Annotated in this window: 1 protein-coding gene; it reads right to left on the reverse strand. The window is 60.8% G+C overall.

Annotated elements, in window-relative coordinates:
* Positions 1-26: 26 nt before the first annotated feature.
* A protein-coding gene (locus AAIL68_RS17415) for an IS3 family transposase (protein WP_347141050.1) occupies positions 27-1180 on the reverse strand; the annotation gives its coding sequence in 2 pieces (ribosomal slippage) (positions 27-922 and positions 922-1180; 1155 coding nt in all).
* Between the last annotated feature and the right edge of the window lie 66 nt (positions 1181-1246).

Genomic DNA, 1246 nt, shown 5'->3' on the forward strand with positions numbered 1-1246 from the left:
TGACCTGCCCCCCGGTCGTCCCTCGTTCATAACGAGAGTCCTTGGGGTTGATAGTTTTCGGCTTCGGGTGTGGCAAGCGCGCCGGGCGCGTTGCCATCAAATAGCTCGAGCGCCCGGCGCGCTTCTGCGGGCGTCTTGTTGCTCAGCGAGGAATGGGGCCTGACGTGGTTATAGTCGTAGCGCCAGAGAGCCAGCTTGCGGCGGGCATCGGCCAGGCTATCAAAGATCTCTTCGTTGAGGCACTCATCGCGCAGGCTGCCGTTGAATGACTCGATGTAGCCGTTCTGCTGCGGCTTTCCGGGATCGATGTAATGCCATTCTACGCCGTTTTCGTTGGCCCACTTCAGGATGGCCTTGCTGGTGAACTCGGTGCCATTGTCACTGACAATGCAGGCGGGTTTTCCATAGATCCTGACAAGAGCGTCGAGCTCCCGCGCAACTCTGGCCCCCGAGATACTGGTATCGGCAATCAGACCAAGGTTTTCGCGGCAGCAATCGTCGTTCACGGCCAGAATGCGAAACCTCCGGCAGGCTCCAAACGTGTCCGACAGGAAGTCCAGCGACCACCGCTGGTTCGGCAGCAACGGCACTGGCATGGGGCTCCGGCTGCCGCGCGCCCGCTTACGACCGCGCCTGCGGCGCACCGACAGACCCTCTTCCCGGTAAATGCGGTAGAGCTTCTTTTCGTTCATGACGATGCCCTTGCGCTCCAGCATGATGCCCACGCGCCGATAGCCGAAGCGGCGACGCTTCTCGGCAATCTTGTGCATCTCCTCACGGATTTCCGGGTTGTCGGGCGGCCGTTCGCGCCGCACCGTCTTCGGATCGACACCGATCAGGACGCAGGCCCGGCGTTGAGAGATCGAATGATCGCGCATTGCCCGCAACACTGCGTCCCGCCGTTGCATCGGCGCCGTCAGGGTTTTCCCAAGAGGTCCTTCAGCACTACGTTGTCGAGCATCGTATCGGCCAGCAGGCGCTTCAGCTTCGCATTCTCGTCCTCAAGCTGCTTCAGCCGTTTGGCATCGGACAGGTCCATCCCGCCATATCTGGCCTTCAGCTTGTAGAAGGTTGCGGGGCTGAGCCCATGTTTCCGGCAGAGGTCAGCAGTGGGCAAACCAGCCTCCTGCTCTTTGATCATCCCGATAATCTGCGCCTCGGTGAAACGGCTTTTCCTCATCTCGTCTGCTCCTTCAGGTTGGGCAGACTCTACATCACAGCGAGGGAGCTTCCGGGGGGCAGGTCA

This window comes from Paracoccus sp. SSK6 (genome assembly GCF_039770665.1).
Classification (GTDB): domain Bacteria; phylum Pseudomonadota; class Alphaproteobacteria; order Rhodobacterales; family Rhodobacteraceae; genus Paracoccus.